The 26,738-nt window shown below is 67.0% G+C and carries 21 protein-coding genes; 11 read left to right on the forward strand and 10 right to left on the reverse strand.

Annotated elements, in window-relative coordinates:
- The 6 genes from GX414_06115 to GX414_06140 form a co-directional block, all read left to right on the forward strand.
- A partial coding sequence (locus tag GX414_06115) for a hypothetical protein (GenBank protein ID NLI46666.1) occupies window positions 1–262 on the forward strand: 262 nt, incomplete at its 5' end.
- 87 nt (window positions 263–349) lie between these two features.
- Window positions 350–2,701 carry a hypothetical protein gene (locus GX414_06120; GenBank protein ID NLI46667.1) on the forward strand — a complete coding sequence of 784 codons (2,352 nt, stop codon included), beginning with the start codon at window positions 350–352 and terminating at the stop codon, window positions 2,699–2,701.
- 484 nt (window positions 2,702–3,185) lie between these two features.
- Window positions 3,186–3,836, forward strand: a complete 651-nt coding sequence (locus GX414_06125) for a hypothetical protein (protein ID NLI46668.1) — start codon at window positions 3,186–3,188, stop codon at window positions 3,834–3,836.
- 179 nt (window positions 3,837–4,015) lie between these two features.
- The gene (locus tag GX414_06130) at window positions 4,016–5,122 is read left to right on the forward strand and encodes a hypothetical protein (protein NLI46669.1); all 1,107 of its coding nucleotides are present in this window, start codon (window positions 4,016–4,018) and stop codon (window positions 5,120–5,122) included.
- A 40-nt stretch (window positions 5,123–5,162) separates the two neighbouring features.
- Entirely contained in the window at window positions 5,163–6,170 is a 1,008-nt protein-coding gene (locus GX414_06135) for a hypothetical protein (protein NLI46670.1), read from the forward strand.
- 31 nt (window positions 6,171–6,201) lie between these two features.
- Complete coding sequence (locus GX414_06140) at window positions 6,202–8,112, forward strand: RiPP maturation radical SAM protein 1 (protein NLI46671.1); 1,911 nt, start codon at window positions 6,202–6,204, stop codon at window positions 8,110–8,112.
- Window positions 8,113–8,628: 516 nt separating this feature from the next.
- On the opposite strand, the gene GX414_06145 is transcribed toward GX414_06140, so the two are convergent.
- The 6 genes from GX414_06145 to GX414_06170 form a co-directional block, all read right to left on the reverse strand.
- Complete coding sequence (locus GX414_06145; protein NLI46672.1) at window positions 8,629–9,237, reverse strand: LysE family transporter; 609 nt, start codon at window positions 9,235–9,237, stop codon at window positions 8,629–8,631.
- A 371-nt stretch (window positions 9,238–9,608) separates the two neighbouring features.
- Window positions 9,609–10,154 carry a hypothetical protein gene (locus GX414_06150; protein ID NLI46673.1) on the reverse strand — a complete coding sequence of 182 codons (546 nt, stop codon included), beginning with the start codon at window positions 10,152–10,154 and terminating at the stop codon, window positions 9,609–9,611.
- A gap of 39 nt (window positions 10,155–10,193) precedes the next feature.
- Window positions 10,194–10,802, reverse strand: a complete 609-nt coding sequence (locus GX414_06155; GenBank protein ID NLI46674.1) for a hypothetical protein — start codon at window positions 10,800–10,802, stop codon at window positions 10,194–10,196.
- A gap of 124 nt (window positions 10,803–10,926) precedes the next feature.
- Window positions 10,927–11,742 (reverse strand): hypothetical protein, encoded by an 816-nt coding sequence (locus GX414_06160; protein ID NLI46675.1) that lies wholly within the window; start codon window positions 11,740–11,742, stop codon window positions 10,927–10,929.
- Complete coding sequence (locus GX414_06165; GenBank protein ID NLI46676.1) at window positions 11,739–12,347, reverse strand: sigma-70 family RNA polymerase sigma factor; 609 nt, start codon at window positions 12,345–12,347, stop codon at window positions 11,739–11,741. The genes GX414_06160 and GX414_06165 overlap by 4 nt, the downstream gene beginning before the upstream one ends.
- A 103-nt stretch (window positions 12,348–12,450) precedes the next feature.
- On the reverse strand, window positions 12,451–13,941 hold the full coding sequence (locus GX414_06170; GenBank protein NLI46677.1) for an AAA family ATPase: 1,491 nt from the start codon (window positions 13,939–13,941) through the stop codon (window positions 12,451–12,453).
- 459 nt (window positions 13,942–14,400) lie between these two features.
- Between GX414_06170 and GX414_06175 the strand changes: the two genes are divergently transcribed.
- Genes GX414_06175 through rsmI form a run of 3 tightly spaced genes read left to right on the forward strand, consistent with a single transcriptional unit; the run spans window position 14,401 to window position 19,933 of the window.
- Window positions 14,401–15,375 carry an acetylxylan esterase gene (locus tag GX414_06175; protein NLI46678.1) on the forward strand — a complete coding sequence of 325 codons (975 nt, stop codon included), beginning with the start codon at window positions 14,401–14,403 and terminating at the stop codon, window positions 15,373–15,375.
- 50 nt (window positions 15,376–15,425) lie between these two features.
- Window positions 15,426–19,016: a chromosome segregation protein SMC gene (gene smc, locus GX414_06180; protein NLI46679.1), complete on the forward strand. Its 3,591-nt coding sequence runs from the start codon at window positions 15,426–15,428 to the stop codon at window positions 19,014–19,016.
- Window positions 19,017–19,030: 14 nt separating this feature from the next.
- On the forward strand, window positions 19,031–19,933 hold the full coding sequence (gene rsmI, locus GX414_06185) for a 16S rRNA (cytidine(1402)-2'-O)-methyltransferase (protein ID NLI46680.1): 903 nt from the start codon (window positions 19,031–19,033) through the stop codon (window positions 19,931–19,933).
- On the opposite strand, the gene GX414_06190 is transcribed toward rsmI, so the two are convergent.
- From GX414_06190 to GX414_06205, 4 genes are all read right to left on the reverse strand, one after another.
- On the reverse strand, window positions 19,915–20,652 hold the full coding sequence (locus GX414_06190) for a pyridoxine 5'-phosphate synthase (protein NLI46681.1): 738 nt from the start codon (window positions 20,650–20,652) through the stop codon (window positions 19,915–19,917). The two genes, rsmI and GX414_06190, sit on opposite strands and share 19 nt — an antisense overlap.
- A gap of 11 nt (window positions 20,653–20,663) precedes the next feature.
- The gene (locus tag GX414_06195; protein ID NLI46682.1) at window positions 20,664–21,401 is read right to left on the reverse strand and encodes a methyltransferase domain-containing protein; all 738 of its coding nucleotides are present in this window, start codon (window positions 21,399–21,401) and stop codon (window positions 20,664–20,666) included.
- Window positions 21,402–21,407: 6 nt separating this feature from the next.
- Window positions 21,408–22,310, reverse strand: coding sequence for a M23 family metallopeptidase (locus tag GX414_06200; GenBank protein NLI46683.1), 903 nt, complete (start codon window positions 22,308–22,310; stop codon window positions 21,408–21,410).
- 139 nt (window positions 22,311–22,449) lie between these two features.
- A complete protein-coding gene (locus GX414_06205) occupies window positions 22,450–23,628 on the reverse strand; it encodes a hypothetical protein (GenBank protein ID NLI46684.1) in 1,179 nt (392 codons plus the stop codon).
- 215 nt (window positions 23,629–23,843) lie between these two features.
- On the opposite strand from GX414_06205, the gene serC reads away from it, so the two are divergent.
- Window positions 23,844–24,932 carry a 3-phosphoserine/phosphohydroxythreonine transaminase gene (serC, locus tag GX414_06210; protein NLI46685.1) on the forward strand — a complete coding sequence of 363 codons (1,089 nt, stop codon included), beginning with the start codon at window positions 23,844–23,846 and terminating at the stop codon, window positions 24,930–24,932.
- Between the two features lie 874 nt (window positions 24,933–25,806).
- On the forward strand, window positions 25,807–26,439 hold the full coding sequence (locus GX414_06215; GenBank protein ID NLI46686.1) for a hypothetical protein: 633 nt from the start codon (window positions 25,807–25,809) through the stop codon (window positions 26,437–26,439).
- Window positions 26,440–26,738: the final 299 nt, after the last annotated feature.

Below are 26,738 nucleotides of genomic sequence, written 5' to 3' on the forward strand. Positions count from 1 at the left end.
CGGCGGCAAGGGGGTCGAGCACGAATTGCGCCAGGTGGGCGGCGAGGGCGGCGGCGGGGGGGAGGGTGGCGACGTGAAGACTGTGGTTCAGGAGCTGGTGCACATGGGCGGCGAGGGGGGCGGCGGCGGGGTCCAGGACGTGGCGTCCGCCGTCCGGAATCTGGTGGCGGGCGACCGGGAAGAGGTTCAGCCCGACGAGGGCCGGCAGCCGGGCCTGCTCGATCCGAACCTCCTCCAGCACCACAAGCACCGGCGCGCCTGACGGCGCGGCGGCCGCGTTGCCCAAGGAGAGCGCCCGCTCGAAACGGGCGCGGGCGTTGGCCATGCCGGACCGTACGAGACGGAACTCATGAGTCGCTCCAACCGGCTTCGGGACGATCGCCAGAAACTCCTGACCCTGCTCCGCCGGGACGGCCTCCGGCTGGCGACACCGGAGCGGCCCCTCTTCAAACCGGATGGCCGGGCGGTGGATTGGTGGCTGGACACCCTGCGCGTGACCCTCACCCCGGAGGGCGCCTGTCTGGCCGGCCGCTGCCTGCTCCGCCTGCTGGAGCGGTTCGACGGCCGCCAGCTGGCCACCGGCGGCACCATCGGCATTCCCCTCCTCCAGGCGTGCGTAGCGCTCTCCGGCGGCCGTTACCGGGGTCTGATCGTCCGCAAGGAGCTCAAACCGTATGGCACCCGACTCTGGATCGAGGGTCCCGTGGACACGGCCGAGCCGGTGGTGCTCGTGGACGACTCGCTGGTGTCGGGATTCGCCATGGACGCCGCCCGCCGCCGTCTCGAGGCGGCCGGCCTCCGGGTGGAAGGCGGGGTGGTCCTGGTCCGGTTCGGCTGGGCCGACGGCTTTGCGCGCTTCCGGTCCATGGGCTATCACATGGAGTACCTGTTCGACGTCTGGGAAGACGCCATCGCCCCTACGCCCGCGCCCGATGCCGTCCCGCCCAATCCCACGCGCACCCCCGCCGGCCTGGCAGCCGGCGGCCCGGCGATTCCGGCGGGGCTGACGCCGCCCGAAGCCGCCCGCCGGGCCTGCGCCGCGGTCCTGGCCGAGGGGCGGCTTCCCGGTCCGCCGGAATGTCTGGACCAGCCGTACGACTCCGCCGGCGGCGCCTGGGTCAGCCTGCGCGACCGGGCGGAACCGCGCCGGCGGTATGCCCGCGCCGGCTTCTGGCGGTTCCCGGAGGAGGGGGATCCGGCCGATCCGGCGGCGGACCTGGTGGCCGCTGCGGTCCGAGTCGCGCTGGAACTGCCGCCCGGCCGGGAAGGATTGGACCTTCTCGACCGGAGCGGGGTGGGCGTGACGTTCTTTTCCCGGCTGAAGCCGTGCACGCTGGGCGAACTGGACAACCGCCGCTACGGGATTGTGGTCCGCAGCCGGGAACGGCCCCATCGGATGGGCGGGGCCCTGCCCGGCATGCCCGGCATCGCCGGCGAGTGGGCGCAGTTTGAGCATGCCCGGGCGACGAACGCCGGCCTGCTCCCCGCTGAACCATGGCAGCTGTTCCGGCACAGCCTGGTGAAAGTGGTGGAACCGGACGTCGCCTGGCCGCCGGGAGGCGTGCCAGCCGCAGCCACCGATCCCGGGTGGAACCGGACACCGGACGGTTCCTTCCCCGGCCGGCGGCCGGTGGAGGGCGGCGATGGCGCCGCCTGGCCGAGGCTCGCTTCGGCCTGGGCCGGATTCCTGTCCCGGGTCGTGGGCGCCGCCGGCGCCGTTCCGTCGGGCTATCATCCGTTTCAGGACCGGTTCGATCCGGCGCTGGATGCCGCCGGCACGGCTCGGCTGGCCTGGAGTCTGGCCCGCCATGCCGGTCGGGTTTCCGCCGGCGGGCTGGGCGACCAGGTCCGGCGGATCATCCGTCCGCTGGTGACAGGGCTGCGGCGGATCCCCGGGGATGGGCTCCGATGGGCCGAACCGTCGCACGGATCAACCATCTCGGCGCACGCCTGGCTGCTCTTGGCCCTGTGCCACCTGCCGTCCGAAGAACCGGGCGCCGGGCTGATACCGGATCTGGAGGCAGCCCTCTGGGGAACCCTCGACCGGCACGGACGGATCGTCGACAACCGGATGGCCGAGGATGGAGTTGAAGTGGAAGAGGATGTCGGGGGCCTGGTGCTTCTGGCGTTGGCATACGCCGCCTGCGCGGGTCACAGTGCCTGGGACCGAGCCCGCTGGCTGACCGCATTCCGGTTTTATCGGCATCGCTTCCGGTATGCCGGAAGCGTGCGCCCGATGCCCGGGCTGATGCAGGCGTTTTCGGTGGGGGCGCGGGCGGCGGCAGACGAGGAGGTCGCGGCCGCGGCCCACGAGGTGGCCGCCCGGGCGCTCAGCTGTCTATCACGGCGCACCGGCGAGTTCTTCACCGGCGACCCGGCGGGTCCGCCCACTGTCCGGACCGCGCTGTGCCTCGAGGGGCTGGGTGCGGTTGTGGATCTGGCGGTGGAACTGGGGCAGGGGCTGCTCATCCGGAAGTACCGGCGGGCCGTCGACGCCGGATGCCGCCTGCTGGACCGCCTCACGATCCAAGGGACAGACGGCGGCAGGCTGCCCGGTCTCTTGCGGGCATCGGGCGGCGTGCGGGACGGACGCGGCCTGAGCCGCGTCGACATCGCCGGCGTCGGTCACTGCCTGTCGACCGCCGAATGGGTGCTGGCCTCGCTGCAGAATCAGTCGGTCCTCTCGCCATCGCTCGAATAGGTATGGTAATGCTGCGATCCGGCGGCACGTCGATTCAACCTGCGTATTTCCAGATTCACTGGACGGATGAAATACCGTCGCCAGTCTGGCGCTTCTGCCGGCGAATGCGCCAAGGCTCAGTACCGGTTCAGGGTGGCTGGAGCCTTTGATGCGCCTTGGCATGCCCGAAAAGCGCTGGCATCGCGGAGTGGGATGAAGTAGGATTTCTTCACCGGGCCATCGGGGACCGGTGGTGTGGCGGTCGAGGATGTTTTCGTCTATGGCGGGATTGATCGAGGCGGGATGGTGGAACATGGCCCGAGGCACCCGGACAGATCCCGCGACGGCATGAAAACATGGGCATTACGTTCGACTCCACCTCGATCCAAAACAACCAATCAAATATCAGCAATGATCGATAACAAATACTATGACTGATCAATAACAAATGACTGATCAAAGCCAGATGACAAATGGGTAACGAAATGAGCGCTCCGGTGTGCCCATGACGCACCCCTGTCCGTGGTGCCTGGAATCGCTGAACCGCGCCGAGCGCAAGGGCGCCGAGTGCCCGCGCTGTGGCCGGCCGCTGGGCGACGGCAACGGCGGCGCGATGCGCCAGCTCGACGTCCGATACGACGCGGTGGTCGCCGAGCAGGGCCGCCGCTTTCTTCGGCTGATGCAGGTGGGGACGCCGGTGGCGGCGCTCGTCTCGCTGCTGGCGCCGCTGGCGCATTGGGGCGGACTCGTGCTCATCAGCGTGCCGCTGCTTGCGGTGGTGCACATGCTGGTGCTCCGTCTGTACCTGGTCTACGAATCCCGCCCCCTGATGGGACGGCGGCGGCGGTTCTTCCACCGGTGGCTGACCCGGCTCGCCCTGCTCTGGATCGGGCTGCCCGGCTATGCGTTCACCGCCATCCCCGTGGCCGGCGCGCTCGCCGGAGCGACCGTGTTTGCCGGCCTGACCGCCGGCGTGCACTACTACACGCTCTGGAGCCTGGGCCGTGAAAAGGACCGGCAGCCCCTGACTGGATGGGAGATGTTTCTGCTGGTGACCCTGGTGCTGGGCACCGTCGCCGTGCTCGCCGCTCTGGCGGTCCTGACTCTGGCCGTAGGGTTCACCCTGACGAAACTCTATGCGTGGCTGGCCAGGTAGGCGGCGCTGGCGTCCCGACTGTGTCGGCACGGACAGCTCCGGATGCCCGGCCTGTCGTCACAAGCTCAGCCTGCTGGGGCGGACGACGACGCAGCGAGGGCCCCGAACTCCCCATCCACCGAAAGGAAAATTCCTGCTGCCAGGCCGGCGGGTGCGTTACAATGAAACCAGTTGCCGCCATGAAAAAAGGAAATCTCACCGGATCGGATTCTTCCGCGACCCGCCTATCGTTCGCGCAGGCCGCCGAGTCGCCGTGCGCCACGTGTCCCGACACGCCATGCTGCGCCTACCTGCCCCTGGGCAAGGTCCAGCTGGAAACGCTGACCGAGGTGGACCACGCCCGCTTCCTGCTGAACTTCGAGCGGATCGAGCTGGGCCTCTTCCGCACCGGGCGCTGGGAGCTGTTCTACCGGGCGCCGTGCCGGTTTCTCGATCCGGCCCAGGGCGCCTGCCGAATCCACGACCAACCGGAGCAGCCGCGCGTCTGTCGCCACTACAACCCGTACCGGTGCTGGTACAAGGCGTCGCTGGCCGGCGCCGAGCCTGACGGATTCTTCCGCCTGGACGGGCGGCGGCTGGAGGCGCTTCTCCCGCTGCTGGTGTTCGACGGCCGGGGCCGGCTGGTGGACGTGCCCGACTGGGCGGCCCTGAGCGCCGCCTTCCGTCCGCTGCCGATGCCGGGTTGGCCCGTCGATGAGGAACTCCCCGCCGCCGATCCCATGGACCAGGCCTGGCGGGAGGAGGTGGCCCGGGGCGCGCCCGGAGCGGTGCAGACGACGCACACGTACGCGGAGCTGGCGGACCCGTGCGCCGGCTGCGAGGCCTGGTGCTGCCGGGCCGTCGTGCTGCCTTACGGCAGGCCGACGACGGCGTCGAACCTCGATTTTCTCCGGTTCATGCTGGGGTTCCCCGGCCTGTCGGTGGGCCTGACCGAGGAGGACTGGCAACTCATCGTCCGCACCCCGTGCCGCCACCTTGCCGGTGGCCGGTGCGCCGTCTACGGCCGGCCGGAACGGCCGCTGGAATGCAAGTATCTCAACGCCTGGGGGTGCGCCGCGCGTGAGCGCCTGGGCCGGCCGCGGCCGCCCGGCTACCTGCGCCTGAGCTTGGAACACTTCGACACGCTGACGGCCCAGACCGCCTTCGACGCCGACGGCCGCATCACCGCGCTGCCCGGCGCCGCTGCGCTGCGCGGCCGGATCGAGGCGGACTGGTGCGCCGCGGCGCCGCCCCGCGGCCGGAGCGGCCCTGAAAAGGGCGCAACGCGGCGGAGAAAGAACCGATAAGTACGCAACGATCGATGTTTTCAGCAAGGGAGGAGGTGTCATGTCCATCAATCGAATCGGCTCGCAGCCGCCGGATATGGGTGACGACGGCGCGCTCGACAAGCTTGCCGAACCGCTGGCCGGGAAAGTCCAGGAATCCCTGTCGGTGAAGGGCGAGGCGATGATCAAAGAGATGGCCGATACGGCGTCCGCCGCCACGCCGGCCAGGTTGGACTTGGCGGAAGGCGAGCTCATTGGAGATCACAAGCTGCAAGGCATACTGGTGCGGGACAAGCTCCAGCTCGGCGAGGCCGTGACCATCAAACTGCCGGGTGACCTGCAGATCAAACACAAGCTGGAACTCGGTGACGAGTTGACCGCCCAGACGCAACATAAGCTACCCGGCGATCTGCAGATCAAGCATAAACTGGAGAGCGCCGACGAGAGGATCACATCTGGCGGTAACGCTCTCGATCAACGGGGTGTCTGGGAGAGCAAGCTCCAGGGCGGGGACGAGGCGGCCCTGAAAATCGACGACGTCAAGGGACACAAGAACTTCGAATACAAGGAATGGATCAAGGGAGGGCAGGAGACAGCCGAAGGCAAGCACGTGAAGGTCGAAGTGGGATTGGCGTCAGGGGACGGAGTCAAGGAAGACGTCGCGAACCTGGTGAAATCCTCCGTGAAACTGGATCAGGCCGGTAAATCGTGGGCCGGTGTCGGCGCCACGTTGAAGCATGACGCGGTCGAAGGGAAGCACGTCAAGATGGCCGAAAATCTGGGCATGGCCCCGACAAAGAACATTTGGGGCGAACGGATGGCCGGCGAATCGGCGGGCGACCCCCTGGCCGGCGTTCAGCTGAAGGGAGAGCACCGACCGGTCGAGGCAGGTGCTGCCGATGCCGGATTCGATAACAAATTCATCAAAGGCGATGTGAAAGCGCAGGTCAAGATGGACCAGGGCGGGGAGGCGGCCATCCTTCTGCGCGGGTCCATCGGCGAGAACGCGAACCCGATCGGCGACATCAAGGGCGATCAGCTCCAGCCGCCCGAGATCAACCATAAGTGACCGCGGACGTTGCCCGGCAGTCTGATTGGACATGATGCGCGTTGCCCTGGTCTCCATGCCGTGGCTCGACAGCCACGTCCCGTCGGCGGCGCTGGCGGCCCTGAAGGCCTGGGTGGCGGCGCGGGTGCCCGGCTGCGCGGTCGCCGTCTGGCCGGAACACGTGGCGGTGGCCCGTCGCCTGGGACGGACGGCCTACCGGGCCATCCAGGAGGATTCGCTGGCCGGCGAGGCGCTGTACGCCGGTCTCGTCTATCCGGAACGCCGCGGCGTCCTGCCCGGCCTGCTGCGCACGGCCTTCGCCGCCGACGCGGCGAAGGCCGGGATGCCGCCTCCGCCCGACGCGGACCCGTCAGGAATCCTTGACGCCATCGATGCACACGCCGCCGAGCTGGCCGGGCGCCTGGCCGCGGCGGCCGACGTGGTGGGCCTGAGCGCCACTTTCCATCAGCTCTTCGCCAACGTCCTGCTCAGCCGGCGGATCAAGGCCGCCAATCCCGGGGTATTCATCGTCTGGGGCGGCAGCCTGCTGCGGGGCGCGGCGGGCCCCTCGTTCATGCGCGAGTATCCGGAGATCGACGCGGTCGTCCAGGGGGAGGGAGAACGCCCGCTGGAGACCCTGCTGGTGCGGCTGGCGGCGGGGCAGGCGCCGCCGGACGACGGGCCGGGGCTGCTCACCCGAGGCAACCTGGACCGGTTTCCTGCCGGCGCGCCCGTCTGGGAGGCGGACGACGTCGCCGCCCTGCCGCTGCCCGACTTCGACGACTATGCCGCCGCGGCGGATCCCCTGAGCGTCGAGTGGCGGATCTGGCTGCAGACCGCCCGCGGCTGCTGGTGGGACCGCTCCGGATCCACCGGGGACCCGAAGCGCCGCTGCCTGTTCTGCAACATGAACGAGCGGCGGCGGTACCGAGCCAAGCCGGCCCGTCAGGTCGCCGCCGAGGTCGAGGCGCTGGTGGCCCGGCACGCCAATCCGCGGGTGGTGCTGAGCGACCTCTGCATGCGATCCACGGGCCTGGCCGAGCTGGGCCGGCGCCTGGCGGCCCCCGGCCGGCAGCTCCAGCTTCAGATTGAACTGCGCGCGGGCGCCCGGCCGCGGGACGTGCTGGCGTTGTGGGAAGCCGGCCTGACCGTGGCCCACACGGGTGTCGAGGGATTCTCCACCGCGTACCTGCGGCGGATGAACAAGGGCACCACGGCCATCCAGAACCTGGAACTGCTCAAGACCTGCGCCGAGCTCGAAATCGGGAACCCCTTTGGCCTGGTGACGGGATTTCCCGGCTCCACCGCCGCCGAGGTGGCCGAGTCGGTGGCCACCATCGACCGCTACGCGACCGCATATCCCCCGCCAGGGTTCCTCCATGAGTTCGACCTGACAACCGGCAGCGCGGTGGACATCCTCAGCGCCGACTTCGGCATCGAGGAGGTTCGCAACCACCCGCGCTACGCCGAATTCCTGCCCGCCGAGGCGTGCGCCCGGCTGGTGCTGCCGCACCGGGCCTGGGCCTACACTCCGGCCGGCCAGCCGGCGGACTGGACGCCCTTGTACGACGCCTGCCGGCGGTGGCAGGAGATGCATGAGGCGATCCGCGCTACGGCGCTCCGCGAGGGGCGAACGCCACCCAAGGCGCTCGCCTACCTCGACGGTGGCGACTTTCTGGAGATCACCGACTGCCGAAACGAGGCCCGACGACTCACCCTGTCCGGCGTGTGGCGGGACGTGTACCGGGAGTGTCTCGAAACCCGGACATTTGCGGACCTTGCGGCGCGCTTTGCCGGCGCCGCCGATGCGGCGCGGCTCCGGGAGATCCTCGACCGCCTGGTGGCCGAGCGGGTCATGTACGCGGAGGAGGACCGGTATCTATCCCTGGCCGTGGCCTCCCGCCCGGACATCGCCGCCCGGCGGATGAAGAGGAGCAGGAAGAAGGGAACGGTGAGGGGATAGGAGACGGGAGATAGGAATTCGGATCTCGTGCTCGTAATTCGTAATCGCCATCGTAATCGCCATCGTAATCGTGATCGTGACCCAATGCTTGTTCCCACCCATCGGACATCGGCTTTCGGACTTCGGGCATCAAACGTCGTGCTCATGATTCCTGGCCGGTGATGCCGGCGCCAGGCGGTAAGTGTAGCGATCGTTCGGTCCTCAAGTGTTTGCGTTCGCGCGCATTGTGATCGTGGGCAACCGATGGAAACCTTTTCGGCGACCCGCTGCCCGCGTGCCGTCCATGGGTAGCTCTGGGTGAAATCCTGGGGGGCGGTTCACTCCGTCGTGAACCGGGGTAACATGCGAAGTCCGGCGCGGTAACGGTGATTTCCAAACGAAGGTGGACGGAGGGATATTGAAATGCCCAACGCAGGCAGCCAAGATCTGAAAGTGTTCATCTCGCATCTTGACTCGGCGTGCGATGAGTGCCGCTCACTGTTTACTGTTCACTCGTTACTACTCACTATTCACCGTTCACCCAACCAGCCCCGCCCAGAGCTGATAGAACCCGAACCCTGCCAGCGCCAGCGCCGACAGCCCGACCAGGGCGCGGCCGGCCCGCGGGCCCAGGCGCCGGGCGGTACCGGACAGGATGACGACTCCGGCATTCACCCCGAGGATGGTGCCGTAGAACCCCGCCAGGAGCGCCACGCCGCAGGCGGGCGACTCCCGCCATCCCTCGAGCAGGGCCGGTCCCAGCACCAGGCTCCAGCCGAGGTACGGCCCCGGGTTGAGGAAGTTGACCGCCGTGGCCTGGAACAGGCTCCGGCCGGCCGACCCCGGCGAATCCGGCGGGGCGGCGTCGGAGCGGCGCCAGGTCCGGAACGCCTGGGCAGCCAGGTAGAACAGGAACACGGCGCCCGCCAGTCGCATCCCCCGCTCCATCCCCGCCGGCAGCCGGGTGAGCAGGACCAGCATGAGCAGGGCGATGGGCCCGTCGCTGATAAGAGGCGCCAGCACCGCCGGCAGCGTTCGGCGCCAGCCGTGGACCATGCTTCGCCCCACAAGGTAGGCCATCAGCGGCCCCGGCTGGATGCCGGAGGCGAACCCGAACGAAATGCCGAGCACCAGATACAACCACATGGACCACCCACCTGCGCCGCATCCCGACTGTCGGGCGACGCGTCCAGCCGATCATAGCACGGGCGATCCGCAGCGGAAGCGCCGAAGGTAGAGGAGACAATTAGTTATTGAAGATGGCGCGAATGGGTGAGTCGGCGAATGGGTGAATCGGTGAATCGGGAGTTGGGAGATGGCAGAGGGAGATGACAGAGGGGGGACGGCAAGAGGGAGACGGAACGACCTTCAACAATCAACGGCCCGCGAACCTGTGAACGTGTGAACATGTGAACCTGCGAACCTTCCAACATTCAAATCTTCAAACGGACGAACTCTCAACATATCCTCCCCTTGCGAACCATCAACGATCAACCATCAACCGCAACTGCGCATTTTCACTTGTCTTCAACTTCTTTCAGCGTCCGCGCCAGCGCGGCCAGCACGGCCTCGACGTCGGCGGCAGGGACGTCCGTGTCACTGCCCACGGCCAGGAAGAGCTTCGCGCCGCCCGCGAGGGGGACGAGGTACGACTCCACATTCCGGGCCCGGGGAATGGTGGTGGACTGCGCGCCGCCTGCCACCGCATGGCCAAGGAAGGTCCGCTCAACCTTCTTGACGGCCGGCGCGCTCAGCCCGAGGAAGGTGGTCTTGAAATAGCCCGGTAGCTCGTCGTCGCTCATGCCCATGCCGTCCACCATGTCCTTGGGCGCGGCGGCCAGGACGATCTCGATGCGGCCGACGCCGCCGGCGGTATCCGGCGGGTGGGTCAGTGCCACCGCGTCCATGCCGATCTCCCGCGGAGCGGAGAAGGGGACCGGCGTCTCGAAAGCCACCGTCCACCAGGCGTGCCGCAGCCCCTGCCCGCTGGCCGGCTCGGCGGCCCGCCCGGCAAAAGCCATCGCCCCCCCCACGATGATCATGGCGAATGGAACGAATCTCATGTCAGCTCCTCCCCATGTGGATTGATGACGCCCGCCGTCTCAAGGGCAGGCCAGGTCCTGCTTGCGGAGCAGACCCACGGTGGCTCCCCGGGCGCCACGGAACCTGGCCAGCACCCACTCGCCGCCGGCGTGCAGCGCCGGCGCCACCGCTACGGCGTCGCCTCGCAACACGAAGCCCCGCCGCCGCTCCGGCGGCAGCGGACCCACGACGTGGAAGTGGGTTTTCTCCGCCGTGACCCGGCAGGGGGCCAGCGGCTGGAACTTGTCCCGCCCGAACACGTCACCCGGCCAGTTGGCGCCGCAGAACGAGGCGATGCCGCTGGCCGTCTCCATCCGGACGCCGTCGGCGGTGACGAAGAAGGCGATGGTGCCCTGTTCGTCGACGAACTCGTACCGGCCGTCGGTGACGAGTCCCGCCACGCCCGCCCCGTCGCAGATGTGGGCGGACGGCCCGAACACGGCGGTGTAGGTGAACGACAGGGTGTCGCCCGCGAGCGCCAGGGTCAGCTCGCCGGTTTCGCTCGTCCACCGGCCGCTGGGATCGGGAGCCGGCGGCGGGACAGGCGGCGGATCCGTTTCCGCCAGCGCCAGTCCGGCGGCTGCCAGCGCCAGGGTCAGCAGGATGCGGACGATCGACTGCGGTGCCATGAAGCCCTCCCGGTGCGGGATGTCTGTGAGACGGCCATACCGCGATGTTTTATCACGAAAAGAGGATGATCGTCGAGGTTCGACACAAGGCGCGGGGACAAGTTTCGGTCCGGATCCGGGTCGGTCAGTTGGGCAGGTTGCGCAGCAGGGCACGGACTTCGTCGCGGTGGCCGAGCAGCGGCTCATCCATGGCCAGGTACTGCTGGAACAGCTGGCGGGCCTGGCCGAAGTCTCCGATGAGGTTGTACGCCTTCCCCAGGTAGTAGACGGCATCGGCCTGGTAGCGGGTGTTGCCGGTTTTTTCCTGCAGGCCGGTGGCGATGGCGCGGGCCTTCTCCAGGCGGGCGATCCCCAGTCGGGCGCGGTCGCGGTCGAGGCTGACCGTCACACCGCCCATTCCCTGTTTGGACAGCTCCAGGTAGCAGAGGCCGGAGAAGAAGTTGGCGTCGAAATTGTCAGGCTCGTGCTGCAGGTAGCCGGTGAAGTGGCGCAGCGCCTGCTCATACCGCTTCTGTTCGAACGCCTGAACCCCCGACTGGAACTGGTCGCTCTGGAGGTCGGCGCTCTTGAGCATGTCGAGGCGGGGCAGGTCCAGGTCGTAGCGGTCGTGCTGGACGCCGGCGATGTAGCGCAGCGCGCCGAATGGCACGGCCAGAAGCAGCAGGGTCGCGGCGGCCGCGACCAGGCCGGGGTGCCAGGTCCACATTCTGGCGAAGATGCCGGCCGGAGCCGCGGCGGCGTGGGGAGCCGGGGTGAACGCGGCGGGGTTGGCCCGCACGAGACGGGCGAACGCCAACAGTTCAGCAGCGTGGGCATGACAGGCCGTGCACTCCATGAGGTGATGCTCCACCCGAATCTCCTCGTCATCGGAAAGCAGGCCGAAGCAGTAATCATGGAGTGCTTGCTGAATCTGCTGGTGGTTATATCCCTCGCCCTTCATGATCCATCACCTTTCCTGCTTATGGAGTACGCGGGATAGGCTTTTGTACGAAAGAATATCATCTTTTTCCTGATTTTTTCCATGGAAACGTTGAACCGGCTCACCAGGGTCTGCTTGGGCATGTTGAAGTGGGCGCTGAGCTGGGTGTATGACCACCCCTGGACGACGTGCAGATGGATCAGTTCCTGGATGTGCGGCGGCAGAGTCTGGAAGATTTCGCGCGCCTGCTGCGACGTCAGCTCCACTCCGGCCTGCTCCTCGGCATCCAGGATTCGGTGCTCGCTCGACTCCTCCATCGCCACAACGACCTTTTCCTCGATGGACTCCGGACCGTCGGATAAAAACCGGCTCCGATCCTGCTGTCGCTTTCGTATTTCCTTGATAATTATGATTTTCAGGATGCCCAGCGAGTAGCAGAACAGGTCCTGGTAGGTGGGCTGGCCGCGGAATTTTCCCCGGTGGATGTTGTCGAAGAGACTGAAAAAGGTCTCCTGGACCAGGTCTTCGGCCGCATCGCCTACGTGGCTCTGGGCAACCAGGATCAGGCGCTCGCGCAACTTCTGGTACAGTTCCTCGGAGAGGACTGATTGCGGCTGTTCGCTCATTCGTCTGAAGCGGCAACGGCAAGTCGTTCGCTGGTACCCATCGCGTTGCCGGTATTCTATTTGCCCGCCATGTCCGCCGGCGGCCGCCACCCGCGGCCCGCGGTCACTTGTCGGACAGCTTCTTGACGTTGGGGACGATCTTCTCCTCGAACCACCGTGACGTATGGGAGCGCACCATCTGCATGAGCGAAACCGTGGCGATGAACGGCTCCGGGTAGCGCCGGGCCTGCTGGTAGACATTCACCAGCGCATTGGAGTATTTGTCCAGGTAGACGTTGTCGATCTGGGTGGGATCGCCCATGACGATGAGCTTGGAATCCTCGCCCAGGCGCGTGCCCAATGTGCGCATCTGAAAGGGATTGGCATTCTGGGCCTCGTCGAAGAGCACCACCGAGCCCGACAGGTCCGCGCCGCGGACGTCGGCCAGGTTCATCATCTCGATCACCCCGTCGTCCAGGAGCTTCTGATAGCCCTGCTCCTTCTCCAGCCCGTTTTCGCCCACCAGTTTCTGGAGTTTTTCCACGAACGGCCGCATGCGGGGCAGGAGCTTGCGTTTCACGGTGCCCGGCAGGAACCCGATGTCCTCGCCCAGCCGCGACTTGGTGATGATGGGCTTGATGAGCTTGATGGACTCGTACTTCTTGCGGAGAAACACCAGCTCCAGCGCCGCGGCCATGGCGATGTGGGTTTTGCCCGTGCCGGCCTTGCCCACGACCACTTGTATCTTGACCTCGTCGTCCATGGCCTGGGTCATGCAGACGGCCTGCTCGAAGTTGTGGGAATAATTTCTCCGGTCCAGCACTTTGGGCCCCACGCCCAGCACCCGAACGCGGTCATACTGGGTGAAGAGCAGGGTGTCGCCGCTGCGGTAACCGAGTCCGAGATAGTTGCCGGTCTCATCCTGCAAGATCACGCCCTCGTTGTAGCGCAGCCGGACCCGGTTGAAATTGGCCAGCTGCCACTCGTTGGGCTTCTTGGCGGTGAACATCTCGTCGATCTCGGCCGGCGTGAGCACCACGGTGCGCAGGGGATCGGCAGCGCCCGTCAGGCTTTCCTCGGAGACGTGGTCGTGGAGGTAATCCTCGGCCTGCAGTCCCAGGACATGGCACTTGATCCGGAGGTTGCGGTCCTTCGTCACGAGGGTGACGGGCCGCCCCACCTGCTGCTTGAGGTGCATCAGCGAGGCGAGCAGGAAGTTGTCGTAGTACGACAGGTCCAGGTCGCGCGGAAAAGCGCCCTCGGCGTACTCGGCCAGGAAGAACAGGAGGCCGTCATAGCCGTTGCGGATCCGGATCCCGCGGTCCGCCTGGTATGGGTCTCCGCCCGACAGGATCTGCTCCAGCTTCTGCGACACATCCCGGGCGTTGAACCCGATGATCGGGTCGCCCTTTTTCTTGTCCACCTCGTCCAGGCCGTGCAGCGGGATGACCACCAGGTGTTCCTGAAACCGGAACAACGAGGTGGGGTCGTGCAGGAGGACGTTGGTGTCCAGAACGTAGATTTTGCGGGCGGATTCTTGCGCCGCAATCGCAGAGACGACCGAAGCAGTTGTTTCAAAAGCGTTTAGGGCGACGCCCTTCTTCTTGACATTCATCGCCATCACCTTACCATCACTGTGACTTTCGGACAACAGATATTTCGTCTCGGATGGACATCGGACATCGGACATCGGACTTCGGACATCGGACCTTGGATCCAGGTGCTGGGTCCTGGTTCCCGGCTCCCATTCCATTTCCCAGAACCCAGGACCCAGTTCCCGGGTTCCTGATCCCATCGACCGCACAATCAAACTCATCTCGAATTACCCAATAAGAAATAAGCAACCACCAATAATCCAAAATCATCGATGACCAATGAAAAATGATCCATGAATACGTGCCCAACATCTTATTTGACTAAGAGTCGGGAATCCCAATACCATCACTCCTATCTCTTATTTCTAAACTGCTTACCGTTCGCTGTTCACTGTTCACTCCCCTTCTCCCATAGCCGTTTTCTACCACTTGTGGTATATTGGTTTCAAATTTCTGAACGCAATTATCAGGCAGGGGATATGCGCAGACTCTACCGCAAGTTCAAGAACCGCTATTACACGGCGTTTCTGATCGTCCGGCTGCTGGTGCCGGTGTTCCTGACCGTGCTGCTGCTGCTGCTGCTGATCAGTGCCGGCGTGCTCACCGACATTGTCCACCCCACCCACAGCCTGGAGGTGATCTACCCGTCCGACTACCACATGTACGCGGTGGACTTCACATGGGGCGGCGCCGGGGATGACGTCCTGCAGGGCTGGTACGTCCGCGGCAGCAACCAGTCGCCGCTCATCATCCTGTGCCACGGCTACGACACGAACCGGACCGAAGTCCTGAGCCTGGCTTCCCGTCTGCGAGACTACGGCTACAACATTTTCGTTTACAACCTGCGCGGGCACGGGGTGTCCGGCCAAGCGGTGTCGTCGCTGGGGCTCGAGGAAGTCGAGGATCTGCACAAGGCGGTCGAGAAACTCGTCCAGCACCCCGAGGTGGATTTCAACCGCATCGGCATCTACGGCTCCTCGCTGGGCGCCTTCGTCGCGCTCAAGGCCAGCAAGGGCAACCCCCACATGCGCGTACTCGTCCTGGATTCGGTGTACCCCAACATCGAGACGTTCATCTCGATGAAGGTGGAGGACATCGTCGGATTCCGCACCTCACTCCTGTCCTTCTTCGTCCGCATGCTGTACCGGTTGTACTTCCGGGCGCCGGCCGATCTCGTCTCCGCCGAAATCACGCCCGAGGATTACAGCGGCAAGAGCATCCTGTTCATCACCGGCAAGGACAAGGCCAGCGCTGTCCTGGCCAAGGAGACCCGCCGGCTGTACACCAACTTCAAGTGCCGGAAGGAGATTCTCAACCTGGCCAACTCGAGAGAGTCGCTCCTGTTCGGCGAAGAGAAGCACCGCTACGACCAGTTCGTGCTCGACTACTTCCGGAAGGAATTGCCGCTGATGGAAGAATCGGTGAAAATCGACTTGGGAAAATCCCCCCAGTGATTTAAAATACCTCTTTTTGCGGTCACGTTCTTCACAACGGATCTCCATGCATGCATCGAATCGAATGCCTGAAAGTTTCCGGCTTTAAATCGTTCCGCACGTCGGTCTCCACCGAGTTCCCCGGCGCGGTCAACGCCATCGTCGGCCCCAACGGATGCGGCAAGAGCAACATCTGCGACGCCTTCCTCTGGGTTCTCGGCGAGCAGAGCGCCCGCGTACTCCGCGGCAACCGGATGGAAGACGTCATCTTCAACGGGACCCAGCGCTACGGTCCCCTCGGGATGGCCGACGTCACGCTGCGCCTCAAATACATCCCCTCGCCGGGTGACGATGAGCAGGCCCTCATGAAAGAGGACATCGAGATCACCCGGCGCCTGTACCGGGACGGCGCCAGCGAATACTACCTCAACGGCAAGCGGTGCCGTCTCCTCGACATCCAGGAAGCCTTCGAGGGCACCGGCCTCGGCTTCACCTCCTACGCCATCATCGAGCAGGGGCGCATCCAGAACCTGCTGGCCTCCAAACCGCTGGAGAAGCGCGCCCTGATCGAGGAGGTGGCACGCATCGTCTCCTTCAAGCACCGCAAGAAGTCGGCCCTGGTCAAGCTGGAGCTGGCCCAGAACAACCTGTTGCGCATCCGGGACATCATCGCCGAGATCGAGCGCAACCTGAAGTCACTCAAGCTCCAGGTCCAGCGGGCCAAGCGCTACCGCCACCTCCGCGACAAGATGCGCGCTTATCTCCGCGTCCGCTACTTCCTGCTGGGACGGGAGCTTCTGGCGCGGCTCGATCAGAACCAGCAGGAACTCGGCGAACTGGACGCGGCTGCCCGCGCCGTGGAGGCCGACCTGCAAGAGTGGATCCAGCGGCTGGCCCGCGAGCGCTCCGACCTCGAGGGGAGCGAGAAGCGGCTCCAGGAGCATCGCGACCGGCTGGCCGGTCTGGAGCTGCACCTGCAGCGGATCGCCACGTCGTCCGACTTCCTGCGCAAGGAGCGGCAGGACCTGACCGCCCGCCTGGACGGGATTCGGCAGGAGCGCGAGCAGCTCGAGGAGCGCCGGCGAGAATGGCAGGCGCGCCAGGCCGAGCTGGACCGCCAGGCGGAGACGCTCGACGCGCGGCTCCAGGAAGCCAAGGGCCGCAACGATGCGGTGGAGCAGGAATACACCGAGGGGAGCGATCTCCTGGCCCGCCAGGAGAAGGCGATGGAGGACCTGCGCGGCCTCGTGTTCGAGGAGGCGGGGCAGGTGTCGCGCTGGCGGAATCAGGAGATCCAGCTCCTGGAGCAGGACAAGTACACCCAGCGCCAGCTCGCCCACAAGGAGGAGGAGCTGGCGGTGCACGGCGCCGCGCGCGAGCGACTGGCCCGGTCGGCCGACGGCAAGGCGGCCGTGCTCGAAGAGCTGCGCGGCGCCATTGCCGCGCTGGAGGACGAACGGGAGCGCCTCAACGCCGACAGCGAGGCCGGCCAGGAGCAGCAGGCCGCCCTCCAGGCCCGGGTGGCCGAACTGGAGAAGGAGGTCAGCGCCCAGACCCACCGCCTGCGCTCCATTGAGGAGCTGGAGCAGCGCAACGAGTTCTACTCGGACGCGCTCAAGCAGGTCCTCCCCGCCTGCTCCGGGCACGCCGCCTTCCGCGGCACCCTGGCGGACTTTCTGGAGGCGGGGCCGGAGTTCCACCCGGTGGTGGAGAGCTTCCTGCGTGCCGAGCTCGAGACCGTGATCGTGGACGCCCCCGAACTCCTGGAGCAGGGCATCGAGCTGCTGGGTCGGAAGCGCTCCGGACTGTGCCATTTTCTGCTAACGGGTTTTCCGCCGGCGGCCGAACCGCCGAACGCCGGCGACCTCACCGGGCGCCCGGGGGTGATGGGTCGGCTGCTGGACGAGTTCCAGCTGGACAACGCCGGTCGCGACTACCTGCTCCGGATCGCGCCGGGCATCGGCAACGTCTGGCTGGTGGCCGACTGGCGCACCGCCGTGGACACCGCCCGGGCCCACCCCGGCGCCGTCTGCCTGGCGCTGGACGGCGTCGCCGTGAGCGCCGCCGGCCGCGTGTCGGTGCTGGGCGCGGAGGTGGGCAAGGGCATCCTCGGCTACCGCCACGAGCGCAAGACCATCACCCGCACGCTGCAGACCGCGGAGGCCGACCTCCAGGCGCAGCAGGCCGAGCTGCAGGCGACCACCCAGCGGCTGGCCGGCCTGGAGAGCCGCCTCGAGGACCTGGACGCCGAGCTGCAGGAGCGGCGCCTGGTCCGGGTCCGCGAGGAGGAGGAGCTGCGCAGCCAGCGGGAGGAACTCCAGCGCCACGAACAGCTCCTGCGCGCGGCCGCCCTGGAGCGCGACAACCTGAACCAGGAGCGCGCGGGCATCCAGGCCGAGCTCGGCGGCATCCAGGGGCGCATCGCGGAGCTGGAACAGAACCGCCAGGCGCGGCAGCACGAGTTCGAGGCGTGCCGGCAGGAGATCGCCCGGCTCAAGGACGTCACCGCCGAGCTCAACCGCCGGTGGTCCGAGGCGCGCGTCGAGTACGCCGCCGCCCGCGAGCAGCTCAACGCCGCGCGGGCCGAGCTGGAACGCAACCGCCAGCTCCTGGCTGACAACGAGAACCGGGGGACCCAGCTCGACGCGGAGACCGCGCAGATCGGCGATCGCCAGGCCGAGATCGGCCGGGAGCTGGAGGCGTTCGAGCAGCGGCACCAGGAGGCCGTCCGGGATCTGGATGCCCTGAAGGCGGAGATCGAGCGGCAGCGCGAAGCCATCGAGGCGAACCGCCGGCAGCTCGCCGCCACCGAGGGCGAGGTGGAGCTTCGCCGGCTGTCGCTGGACGAGCAGCGGGAGAAGCGCAACCAGAGCGTCATCCAGAAGACCCAGCTCGAGGGCGAGATCGCCCACCTCGAGGAGGGGTGCGTGCTGGAGTTCCACCAGCCGCTCCGGGCCCTCATCGCCGAGGGCGTGGCCGACACCGAGGAACTCGACGCCGAATCCGCCCAGCAGAAGTACCTCGACTACCGGGACAAGGCCGAGCGGATGGGCAGCGTCAACCTCCTGGCGGTCGAGGAGTACGAACGCGAGGAGGAGCGGCTGACGTTCCACCGGACGCAGGAGACCGACATCGCCGACTCCATCCTCAACACCCAGAAAGGCATCGAGGAGATCGACCGCCGCTCGGCGCGGCTGTTCAAGGAAACGTTCGAGGCGGTGAACATCAACTTCCAGGAGATGTTCACCCGGCTCTTCGGCGGCGGCCACTGCGAGCTCCGCCTGGTGGACGAGGAGAACCTCCTCGAGAGCGGCGTGGACATCGTCGCCTCGCCCCCCGGCAAGAAGCTGCAGAACATCCTGCTGCTCTCCGGCGGCGAGAAGGCGCTCACCGCGCTGGCCCTCATGCTGGCGATCTTCAAGTACCGCCCCAGCCCCTTCTGCCTCATGGACGAGGTGGACGCGCCGCTCGACGAGAGCAACATCGACCGGTTCGTGTCGCTGGTGCAACAGTTCAGCGCCCAGACCCAGTACGTGCTCATCACCCACAACAAGCGGACCATGGAGATCGCCGAGACTATTTACGGCATCACCATGGAAGAGGCGGGCGTGTCCAAGGTGATCTCGGTCCAGCTCAAGGACGTCGAGAAAGTCCTGGCGTGATCCGCGGGGGAACCATGGCGGAGGACCACCATCCCGCGCCGGCCGTGCAGCCGGGCACCCTGTATGTCGTCGCCACGCCCCTGGGCAACCTGGGCGACATCACCCTGCGCGCCCTCGAGGTGCTGCGAGCGGTGCCGCTGGTCGCCTGCGAGGACACCCGCCGCACGCGCCCCCTGCTCACCCGTTTCGGAATCCGCAACCGGCTCGTCTCGTACCACGACTTCAACGAACGCAGCCGGACCCCCCGTCTCCTCGACCACCTCCGCGCCGGCGCCGACGCCGCCCTGGTAAGCGACGCCGGCACGCCCATGCTGTCGGATCCGGGCGCCGAGCTCGTCGGCGCCTGCCGGCGGGCGGGTGTCCCCGTGGTGCCGATCCCCGGCCCCAGCGCCCCGGCCTGCCTGCTGTCGGTGAGCGACCTGCCCGGCGGGCCGGTCCTCATCGCCGGCTTCCCGCCCGCGCGCCGCGCCGAGCGGGGCCGGTTCCTCGACGGCCTGGCCGCCGCCCCGCACACGACGGTGTTCTTCGAGGCGCCCCACCGGATCGTCGCCCTGCTGGAGGACCTGCTGGCCCGGTGGGGCGACCGGGCGTGCCTGTGCGGACGCGAGATGACCAAGCTGCATGAGGAATACCGGCGCGACACGCTGGCCGGGCTGCTGGCGGCGCTGCGCCGGCGCGGCGCGCCGAAGGGGGAGTTCACCCTGGCCGTGGCCGGCGCCGCGGACCCTCGCGGCGCCGACGGCGACGCCGGGGACGCGCCGGTGGATGCGGCGGCGCTGCGCCGGGAGTTCCGGCGCCTGAGCCGCGAGGGGCTGTCGCGGGCCGAGGCGCTCCACCGCCTGGGCCGCGCCCACGGGCTGCCCCGCAACCGCCTGTACCGGCTGCTGCTGGACGGCGATCAGTCGGCGATCAGCTGAATCATCTCGCGCACCGCACGCTCCAGCCCCACCAGCACCGCCCGGGCCATGATGTTGTGGCCGATGTTCAACTCTTCGATCTCGCCGATCATGGCGATGGGCATGACGTTGCGGTAGGTGAGTCCGTGGCCGGCCAGGACGCGCAGGCCCAGCGACACCGCCAGGCGGGCGGTCTGGCGGATGCGCTCGTACTCCTCCCAGGCGGCGGCGGGCGCGTGCTCCAGATCCGCCGGCACGAGCTCCGCGTAGCGCCCCGTGTTGATCTCGATCATGCGGCAGCCGAGCTCCGCCGCCCGGCGGATCTGGCCCTCCTCCGGGTCGATGAAGATGCTCACCCGGATGCCGGCGCCGCCCAGGGCCTGGATGGCGCTCCGGACGGCCGCCTCGTGGTCGATGACGTTCAGGCCGCCGGTGGTGGTGACTTCCTCGGGCCGCTCCGGCACCAGCGTGCACATGTCCGGACGGATCCGGGTGAGGATCCCGATCATCTCGTCGGTGGCGGCCATCTCCACGTTCAGGCGCGTCTTGACGGTGCGGCGCAGCAGCTCGACGTCCCGTTCGTGGATGTGGCGGCGGTCGTGGCGCAGGTGCACCGTGATGCCCTGCGCGCCGGCCAGCTCGGCCAGAACGGCGGCGTGCACCGGGTCGGGCTCGGCGGCCTGGCGGGCCTGGCGCAGCGTGGCCACGTGGTCGATATTGACACCCAGCTTGGCTCCCATGTCAGCCTCCTTCACGTCGACGTATCTTCCGGTGCTGCCGATATTATACGGCGAAACGCCTCGCTGTGGACGCCCGGCTTCTCGTGGATGACCAGCGGCGGTTCCACGACTGCCTCGGCCGGCGCCGGATGCCAGCTGTGAAGGAACATCCGGGGCTGGCGGCTGTGGGGGAACGCGAGGACCTGCCGGGACCGGCCCGGATGGAAGCCGGCCGCGACGGCCGCGGCGGCCACGTCGGCGCGGCGCTCCCACAGGTGGATGAGATCGAAGCGTCCGTCGGGCGCCAGAAAGCGGCGGGCGGCGGCGAAGAGGTCGGCCAGGTCTAGGCTCAGCTCGTGCCGGGCCGCGGCCCTCGCCGGGTCCGGACTGAGGCGCCCGGTCCCCACCCGGCGGTACGGCGGGTTGGCGAAGACCACGTCGGCGGGCGCGTCCACGTCCGCCGGCGCCAGGTCGCGCACGTCGGCGGTCACGATCCGGATGGCGGCGTCGGCGCCGTGGCGGCGGACGTTGGCCCGCGCCAGTTCGGCGAGCGCCGGCTGGAGCTCCACCGCGACGATCCGGTGAAACCGTTTCTTGACGAACAGAATCAGCAGGATGATGCCGCAACCGGAGCCGATCTCGACCAGGCGGTCGGTGGGCCGGCAGCGGATGAAGTGGGCCAGGATCGGTGCGTCGGCGGCGAAGCGATAGCCGCGCTCCGGCTGAAGGAGCTGCAGTTGTCCGTCGAGGAAGGAGGTGGGGCGGGGCATCCCGCGTCAGGATGCGGCGGGCTGGCCCAGGAAACGCAGCGGGTTGACCGGCCGGTTCTCCATGTGCACCTCGAAATGGAGGTGTGGGCCGGTAGCCTTGCCGGTGGAGCCGACGTAGCCGATGATGTCGTTCTTGTGGATCCGCTGCCCCACTCGGACGCTCATCGCGGAAAGGTGGGCGTAGCGGGTGGCGATGCCGTACTTGTGGGCGATGATGACGACATAGCCGTAGCCGCGCTGGGCGCCGGCGAAGAGCACCGCGCCGTCGGCCGGGGCGATCACCTTGGTGCCGAGCGGCGCCGAGATGTCGAGCCCTTCGTGCATCTCGCGCTGGCCGTTGACCGGGTCGGGGCGGTAGCCGAACTCCGAGCTGATGTACCCGAGCACGGGCCACGCCGTGGGTAGCGACGACAGGTAGAGGTTCTGCTCAAGGGCGATGTCCTTGAGCCGGACCACCTCCTGCTGGATGCCGCCGCTCTTCTGGATCAGGCCGTTGAGGTGGGACAGGTTCTCGGCCGTCAGGTCCTTGGCGGTCTGGGTGTTGGCCGAGAAGCCGCCGATGCCGCCGGTGGTGGACCGGACCGTGTCCGGGGCGATGCCGGTGAGGCGACTGATGGTGCGGGTGATCATCTCGATCTGGGACAGCTTGTCGTCGAGCTGGCGGGTCTTGTCGCGGTACTGGAGGTTCTGTTCCTTGAGGGCGTTGTGGCGGGCGAGGATGCCTTCGAAATCCATCATCTTGGCCACGAGGTGGAAATAGGTGAAGACGCCGTAGCAGGTGAGCAGGGACAGGATGATGGCGACGAAGATGACGCCGTAGATCCGCCGCATGGAGATGCGGAACTGTCTGACGCGACCGGGGCTGTTCGGGGCAACGATCACGGTGAATGATCTGTCCCTGGGTCCCATCGCACCTCCTGACTTTCTAAATCCGGCTTTTGAGTACAGTACGGCGTAACGTATTGAAAAAGTGTGACTAAATGTTAACAGGACGCATGCATTATATCACGCCGGCTGCTTGAGTCAACTGAAAATTTGCCGGCCGGGTTCACGACTTGGCGAAGATCTTGCGCAATCGCTCCATGGTGTCACGCAGCTGGGCGACGTTGGTCTTGAGCGCATCCATCTCCTTGCTCATCTTGGCCAGCGTGCCCGCCTGCTTGTCCAGGTCGGACCGGGACTCCTTGACGAAGGCCTGGTAGGTCTTGCGCAGGCCCTGGATCTCCACCGCCAGGTCCTTCCGGCCGGTCTCGAGGGTCGCCAACTCCTCCTGCTTCGTCTCCAGCGCCTGCAGCTGTTCCCGCACCGCGGCGGCCGCCTCCTCGGCGGCCGTCTGCTTCTGGGCCACGGCGGCGGCGTCGGCGGTGATGCGTGCCTCGAGCTCCTGCAGCCGCGCCGCGACGGCGGCGCCGCCCGCGGCCAGGCGCTGCTCCGCTTCCTTGACCCGGAGGTCGAGGTCCCGGTTCAGCGCCTCGAGGTCCACCGCCGGGGCCTCGGCCGCGGCGGCGGCCGGCGCCGGCTGGTCCATCAGGGTGCGCACCTCGGCGCGGAGCGCCTGCAGCTCGCTCTTGATGAGGAGCGTTTCCTGCGCCGCCCAGTCGCCGTCGGCCCGCACCGACGCGCCCTCGATGGCGCCGCGAATCTGCCCCTGGAGCGTCTCCAGTCGGTCCAGCCGCTTTTTCAGGTCGGCTGCACCGTGGGTGTCGGCGTTGAGGCGGAGCAACTCGTCCAGTCCCCGGCCGATGGCCTGCAGGGACTCGCCGACGTCGGCCGCGGGGCGGCAGAGCTGCACTTCCTCGCGCAGGGAGGCGACGCGGGCGTCGAGCTCCTCCATCCGCGTCCCGAGCTGCAGCACCTGCTGCTCCACCGTGCCCTGGAGGTTGCCGAACTGGGTGGCCAGCTCGCGGAATGCCGCCCGGTGACCCGTCAGCTCGTCGCTCAGGGCCGTGTGGAACTTCAGCACGCCCTGCACACCGGCATAGAGCTTCTCGAACTGGCGTTTGAGCTCCCGGGTCTGCTCCAGGGTCAGCGACGGCGCCTCGGGCGCGGCCGCCTCCGCCGTTGGTGGGTCGCCCACGGCCTCGCCGGCGCCGCTCTGGGGCGAGAAGCGGGCCTGGAGCTGCTCCTTCTTGCGCTGAAGCGCCTCGAACTTGTGGAACACCAGGCCGCAGCGCACGCATTCGTTGGCGTTGTCGGTCTGCTCAAAACCGCACTTCGGGCACTTCATGGGAGCCACTCCGGGTGACGAAGAGTCGGCGCGACAGTCCGGAATATTAGCAGATACCCCGGCCCGATGCAAGAGCCGGGCGGCCGCCGCGCCGCCGCCGGGGTTTCCACTCCGGTTGAAATAGTTGCGCCCGGCTTCATTATTTCGCGCCGGTGGGGTATAATGATCAAACCATCGTCGAACGACGGACAATTTCTTATAAGGAGAGCTGCGGTATGGTCAAGCGCGTGTTTAACTTCAACCCCGGGCCGGCGACCCTGCCCCTCGAGGTGCTCGAGGAGGCGGCCAAGGCCACGGTGGAGTTCAACGGTCTGGGAATGTCCATCCTGGAGATTTCCCACCGGTCGAAGGACTTTGAGAAGGTCCTGAATGACTGCGTGGCCGACGTGAAGGAATTGCTGGGCCTGCCCGACGGCTACAGCGTCTGCTTCATGGGCGGCGGCGCCAGCACCCAGTTCGCCATGGTCCCCATGAACTTCCTCCCTGCGGGCGGGAGCGCCGACTACATCAACACCGGCGAGTGGTCCAGCAAGGCCATCAAGGAGGCCAAGCTCTTCGGCACGGTGAACGTGACCGCCAGCTCCGAGGACAAGAAGTTCTCCTACCTGCCCGACCCGAAGGCGGTGAAGGTGACGCCGGGCGCGGCCTATGTCCACATCACCAGCAACAACACCATCTACGGCACCGAGTTCTTCACCTTCCCCGACACGGGCGCCACCCCGCTGGTGTGCGACATGTCGTCGGACATCATGTCGTGGAAGTTCGACGCGTCGAAGTTCGCTCTCATCTACGCCGGCGCCCAGAAGAACATCGGGCCGGCGGGCGTGACCATGGTGATCGTCCGGCAGGACTTCCTGGCCAAGGCCAACGAGAAGATCCCCACCATGCTCAAGTACAAGACCCACGCCGACAACAACTCGCTCTACAACACGCCGCCGGCGGGCGCGATCTTCATCGTGGGCCTGGTCATGAAGTGGATGAAGCGCAACGGCGGGCTCGCCGCCATGGAGGCCAAGAATAAGGCCAAGGCCGATCTGCTGTACGCGGCCATCGACGGCGGCGCCCCCTTCTACCGCGGCACGGTGGAAAAGAACGCCCGCTCCCGCATGAACATCCCCTTCCGGCTTCCCAGCGAGGAGCTGGAGGAGAAGTTCATCAAGGAGGCCAAGGCGGCCGACCTGGTGGGCCTCAAGGGCCACCGCAGCGTGGGCGGCTGCCGCGCGTCCATCTACAACGCTTTCCCCATCGAAGGCGTCCAGGCGCTCGCGGACTTCATGAAGGAGGTCGCGAAGAAGAACGGCTGAGCCGTCGCCCGGTTTCTGGAAGGACTTCGCGAAACGGATCGGCCGATCCTCAGCCTCGATCCTTCCGGAGCGACAGGAGCGATCGGATCAGATAAGGAAACGGGCGGGCTCACCCCCGCCCGTTTTTTTCAGGTCCCAGAACCCAGGTCCTAGAACCCAGCTCCCAGGTCCCATCAACAATCAGCTATCAACGGTTTCCGAACCGGCGAACTTGGGAATTTTGAACAATCGCCCGAATAAGAACGAACCCCGAACCGCGAGCCCCGATTTCCGATGTCCGATATCCGCATGGCGGGAACGAGTCTCGAGCCCCGAACCCCGAGCCCCGAGCTCTGAACCCCGAACCCCGAGCCCCGAGCCCCGAACCCCGAACCCCGAGCCCCGAGCCCCGAACCCCGAGCCCCGAGCCCCGAGCCCCGAACTCCGAGCCCCGAACCCCGAGCTCTGAACCCCGAACCCCGAGCCCCGAGCCTCGAGCCTCGAGCCTCGAATACGATCACGATTAGAAATTACGATTACGATGACGATGACAAGCACGAACCATCAACCAATTCCTGAACACGCTCTGCCGGCGGGCAGGCGGGACCCCAACCGTGCTGGCCGTCCCCCCTCGTCCAACGAAATTGGCACCTTTGAATCTGATTACCAGCGCGCAGGCACTATCGGCCATCGACCATCAACCATCAACGACTGACGATCGACCATCACCGGTTCCCGAACCTGCGAACCTGGAACCTGCGAACCATCGATTGCGATCACGAATTGCGAGCATGAATCCTCAATCCCCGTCCATCATGCACCGTTGACTTCGGCTCGTTTCGGATGAAAAATGAAACGGGATTCTGAGGGCGGCCCACGCTGCAGAAAGGATGAGATGAACCATCGCTCGCATTTTTCGATCGCCGGCTTCATGCGGACCCTGGGCGTCGTTGTGCTCGTGTGGCCGCTGCTCACCGGCGGGTCGTGCGACCGCGCGGCGGGCGGGGCGCCGGCGAATCCGCCGGTGGCGCGGACGGAGCACGCGGCCGGGCAGGGGGAGCGGCCGTTGCACTTCTCGGGGCGCGTGGTCGCCGTGGGGGATGGCGACACCATCGACGTGCTGGCGGACGAGGCGCCGGCCGACGCCGGCCGTCCGGACGACCGGAGCCGGGAGCGGCGGCCGGTCCGGGTGCGGCTGGTGGAGATCGACTGCCCCGAGTTGGGCCAGCCGTTCGGGCGCAAGGCCCGGCAGACCACGTCGGCCCTCTGCTTCGGCCGGCCGGTCCGGGTGGACGGCACGGGGGTGGACACGTTCGGCCGGGTGCTCGGGATCGTGACGCTGGCCGACGGGCGGAGCCTCAACGAGGAGCTCGTCCGGCTGGGCTACGCGTGGTGGTTCCGCCGATACTCCCGCAGCGAGACGCTCCGGGCGCTCGAGGCCGCCGCGCGCGCCGAGCTGGTGGGCCTGTGGGCGGACCGCGATCCGGTCCCGCCCTGGGAGTGGCGCGACCGCTCCCGCAACCGCTGACCGCGTTCGCTGACCGCGCCCGCGGCGCTCGAGCATCGAACCGGCGAACCGGCGCACCATCGAATCAGCGAGCCGGCGAACCGGCGAAACGGCGAGGCGGCGGGCCGGGGGAGGAGAGTCACCACGGAGGCACGAAGGGCACAAATAAAATGTTGAGGGTTGATGTGATGAGAAGAGCGCTCCTTTTAGCGCCACCGAGACACGAGATATAATCTCGTGGGTGATTGCTCCCGGGGTCGCGGCGCCAAAAGGAGCGCACACAATGACAACACCATTGTACCTCGGAGTCGATTTTCATC

The sequence above is a fragment of the Acidobacteriota bacterium genome (assembly GCA_012517875.1).
Taxonomy (GTDB): domain Bacteria; phylum Acidobacteriota; class JAAYUB01; order JAAYUB01; family JAAYUB01; genus JAAYUB01.

What these genes read in the sequence shown, in the direction of transcription:
- smc (NLI46679.1), top strand. Translation starts at nt 15,426, where the DNA reads ATGCATCGAATCGAATGCCTGAAAGTTTCCGGCTTTAAATCGTTCCGC.
- GX414_06170 (NLI46677.1), bottom strand. Translation starts at nt 13,941, where the DNA reads ATGAATGTCAAGAAGAAGGGCGTCGCCCTAAACGCTTTTGAAACAACT.
- GX414_06135 (NLI46670.1), top strand. Translation starts at nt 5,163, where the DNA reads ATGTCCATCAATCGAATCGGCTCGCAGCCGCCGGATATGGGTGACGAC.
- GX414_06150 (NLI46673.1), bottom strand. Translation starts at nt 10,154, where the DNA reads ATGAGATTCGTTCCATTCGCCATGATCATCGTGGGGGGGGCGATGGCT.
- GX414_06130 (NLI46669.1), top strand. Translation starts at nt 4,016, where the DNA reads ATGAAAAAAGGAAATCTCACCGGATCGGATTCTTCCGCGACCCGCCTA.
- GX414_06190 (NLI46681.1), bottom strand. Translation starts at nt 20,652, where the DNA reads ATGGGAGCCAAGCTGGGTGTCAATATCGACCACGTGGCCACGCTGCGC.
- rsmI (NLI46680.1), top strand. Translation starts at nt 19,031, where the DNA reads ATGGCGGAGGACCACCATCCCGCGCCGGCCGTGCAGCCGGGCACCCTG.
- GX414_06155 (NLI46674.1), bottom strand. Translation starts at nt 10,802, where the DNA reads ATGGCACCGCAGTCGATCGTCCGCATCCTGCTGACCCTGGCGCTGGCA.
- GX414_06195 (NLI46682.1), bottom strand. Translation starts at nt 21,401, where the DNA reads ATGCCCCGCCCCACCTCCTTCCTCGACGGACAACTGCAGCTCCTTCAG.
- GX414_06145 (NLI46672.1), bottom strand. Translation starts at nt 9,237, where the DNA reads ATGTGGTTGTATCTGGTGCTCGGCATTTCGTTCGGGTTCGCCTCCGGC.
- GX414_06140 (NLI46671.1), top strand. Translation starts at nt 6,202, where the DNA reads ATGATGCGCGTTGCCCTGGTCTCCATGCCGTGGCTCGACAGCCACGTC.
- GX414_06200 (NLI46683.1), bottom strand. Translation starts at nt 22,310, where the DNA reads ATGGGACCCAGGGACAGATCATTCACCGTGATCGTTGCCCCGAACAGC.
- GX414_06205 (NLI46684.1), bottom strand. Translation starts at nt 23,628, where the DNA reads ATGAAGTGCCCGAAGTGCGGTTTTGAGCAGACCGACAACGCCAACGAA.
- GX414_06175 (NLI46678.1), top strand. Translation starts at nt 14,401, where the DNA reads ATGCGCAGACTCTACCGCAAGTTCAAGAACCGCTATTACACGGCGTTT.
- GX414_06125 (NLI46668.1), top strand. Translation starts at nt 3,186, where the DNA reads ATGACGCACCCCTGTCCGTGGTGCCTGGAATCGCTGAACCGCGCCGAG.
- GX414_06165 (NLI46676.1), bottom strand. Translation starts at nt 12,347, where the DNA reads ATGAGCGAACAGCCGCAATCAGTCCTCTCCGAGGAACTGTACCAGAAG.
- GX414_06215 (NLI46686.1), top strand. Translation starts at nt 25,807, where the DNA reads ATGAACCATCGCTCGCATTTTTCGATCGCCGGCTTCATGCGGACCCTG.
- GX414_06160 (NLI46675.1), bottom strand. Translation starts at nt 11,742, where the DNA reads ATGAAGGGCGAGGGATATAACCACCAGCAGATTCAGCAAGCACTCCAT.
- serC (NLI46685.1), top strand. Translation starts at nt 23,844, where the DNA reads ATGGTCAAGCGCGTGTTTAACTTCAACCCCGGGCCGGCGACCCTGCCC.
- GX414_06120 (NLI46667.1), top strand. Translation starts at nt 350, where the DNA reads ATGAGTCGCTCCAACCGGCTTCGGGACGATCGCCAGAAACTCCTGACC.